The organism is Clostridia bacterium (assembly GCA_036562685.1).
Taxonomy (GTDB): Bacteria; Bacillota; Clostridia; order Christensenellales; family DUVY01; genus DUVY01.
Map to the genome: position 1 here is coordinate 1 of DATCJR010000162.1, position 2,505 is coordinate 2,505.

4 protein-coding genes are annotated in these 2,505 nt (G+C 34.0%); 3 read left to right on the forward strand and 1 reads right to left on the reverse strand.

Annotated elements, in window-relative coordinates; all coding sequences use genetic code 11:
* Positions 1-334 (forward strand): ornithine carbamoyltransferase (locus VIL26_07405; protein HEY8390753.1); only part of this gene is annotated, 334 nt, incomplete at its 5' end.
* Between the two features lie 2 nt (positions 335-336).
* Positions 337-846 carry a GNAT family N-acetyltransferase gene (locus VIL26_07410; protein HEY8390754.1) on the forward strand — a complete coding sequence of 170 codons (510 nt, stop codon included), beginning with the start codon at positions 337-339 and terminating at the stop codon, positions 844-846.
* Positions 847-883: 37 nt separating this feature from the next.
* Here VIL26_07410 and yfbR read toward each other — a convergent pair whose 3' ends face one another.
* Positions 884-1,465, reverse strand: coding sequence for a 5'-deoxynucleotidase (gene yfbR, locus VIL26_07415; GenBank protein HEY8390755.1), 582 nt, complete (start codon positions 1,463-1,465; stop codon positions 884-886).
* A 280-nt stretch (positions 1,466-1,745) separates the two neighbouring features.
* On the opposite strand from yfbR, the gene VIL26_07420 reads away from it, so the two are divergent.
* Positions 1,746-2,505 (forward strand): sodium ion-translocating decarboxylase subunit beta (locus VIL26_07420; GenBank protein HEY8390756.1); only part of this gene is annotated, 760 nt, incomplete at its 3' end.

A 2,505-nucleotide genomic window follows, 5' to 3' on the forward strand; every position in this document is an offset into this window, starting at 1 on the left:
GGTCGAAGAAGCTCAAAAATACGGCAAAGTTACTATAACTGATGACCTAAATCAAGCCGCTGTCAATGCCGATGTTATCTATACAGATGTATTTTTTAGCATGGGACAGCAGAAAGACGAAAAGAAGTATAAGGCACTCATGCCCTATCAAATTAATCAAAGTATTATGCAAAAAGCAAAAAAGGAAGCTGTCTTTATGCATTGCCTACCCGCTCATCGCGGAGAAGAAGTAACAGCAGATGTAATAGATTCGCCTGCTAGCGTAGTTTTTGAACAGGCAGAAAACAGAATGCATGTTCAAAAGGCGATCATGACACTTTTGATGAAGGACTAAATATGCTTGAAATAAAAAAGGCCCAAATTGATGATGCTGAATGGATTTTGAATCTGACACACAAGGCATTTTTAGTGTATCAGCAAGCACTAAATCCAGCATCAAATTATATATCTCCTGCTCTTTTGGAAACTTTGGATGATGTAAAAAACGATATAACCAACAACCATGTATATGTTGCTTATCTTGACGGTCATCCGGTAGGTTCGATAAGATTTAAGGCTTTGTCAGATAAATTGGCTTATATATACAGGTTTGGAGTTGACCCTGAGCTTAACAATAACGGTGTTGGAAGCGAACTTATCAATAAAGTTATAGATGAATGTACCAAAACGGGATATAAAGCAATAGCTTTGCATACCAACTCAAAATATTATAAATTGGCAAAATATTATTATGGCAGAGAATTTTATGTTCATTCAACCGACTTTTCAAAAGGCTATATAAGAGCGTTATTTATAAAAGACCTAAACGGAGAAAATGTCGATTTAACCCCAGCTTTTTCTCTATAAAAAAATTTTAAGACCGTCAAATTGACGGTCTTTTTTATTATTCTTGAGACAATTCGTCAAGCGAAAGAGAAAAAGCATCTAAAAAATTATCCAAAAAGTATTTTACTTCTGGAAGATTGAATCGCGCAATTTCTTTTTCGATACTTGCTTTGGCTTTTCTAAATTCTGTATTGCCTGCCTTTAATTCATCAATGCATTTTATTAACGCACAAATCTTATCTGCAGCTTTTAATAGTTTGTATTCGTATGATGATGTATCAGGCTTAATTATGTCAATATAATATTCTCTTAGTTCTTGCGGCAAATAGCCTAAAAGTTTGTCTTGAGCAATATCTTCTAGTTCTTTATATGCCGAATTAAGAGACATATTATAATATTTTATAGGTGTAGGCAAATCGCCCGTAATCACTTCGGAAGCCTCATGAAAAGTTGCAAGCGAACAGATATAATCAGGATTAATATTTCCTCCAAAAACAGCATTATTAATTACGCCAAGACAGTGCCCTATCATTGCGACCTGTTGACTGTGTTCTGATATGTTTTCAGGTACTGTGCTTCGCATAAGACTCCAGCGTTGTATATATTTCATACGGTTTAAAAACGCAAAAAAACTGTTCATTTGCCTAAGCTTCCTCCTTTTTTTTTGATTATATCATAATGAAATAATCAAAAAATAGTTTTTATATAAAAAATTATATATTTTATATAAATAAGATTGATATTTAATACAAAAAAAAGAATTAATTATTAATATTTTGTCAATAAATACATAAGCTTGACAATGTATTAATTATGATGGTATATTTAATTGGTTGTATTTTAACAATAAGTTTATTATGATTTGAAAATACTATTGTATTTTATCAAATATTTTACTATAAGATTACGAGGTTTTACTTATGGAGTACTTACTGGAGGGAATCCGAAATTTTAATTGGCAATATGCAGTAATGTGGCTTATAGGCGGTGTCTTGATTTACTTAGGTATAAGAAAAAAGATGGAACCGTCTTTGCTGATACCTATGGGCTTTGGCGCAATATTAGTCAACATTCCTCTTTCGGGTGTTTTGGGGGAAAGTGGAATTATTGAATGGCTCTTTAAGGGTACAATTGAAGCATCAGAAGCACTACCCTTACTACTCTTTATAGGAATTGGTGCAATGATAGACTTTGGTCCATTGCTTTCTAATCCTAAACTGTTGTTATTTGGTGCTGCGGCTCAATTTGGTATATTCGTTACAATTTTGGCAGCAGCGGCAATTGGTTTGATCCCTGGTGTACATTTTACCCTTGCTGACCTTGCCTCAATAGGTATTATTGGTGCTGCAGATGGTCCCACTGCTATATATGTTGCAATAAAGAGCGGTACAAAATATTTTGCACCTATAACTGTGGCGGCTTATTCATATATGGCGTTAGTTCCGATTATCCAACCTCCTGTTATCAAACTTGTTACAACAAAGAAAGAAAGACTTATTCGTATGGAATACTCACCTAAGAGTGTTTCTAAGGTTACTAAAATTTTGTTCCCTATCATAGTTACTGTAGTAGCTGGTTTGATCGCTTATCAATCAGTTGCGCTTGTAGGTTTCTTGATGTTTGGAAATCTTATAAGAGAATGCGGAGTTTTGGATTCTTTGTCCGATACAGCTCAAAAAG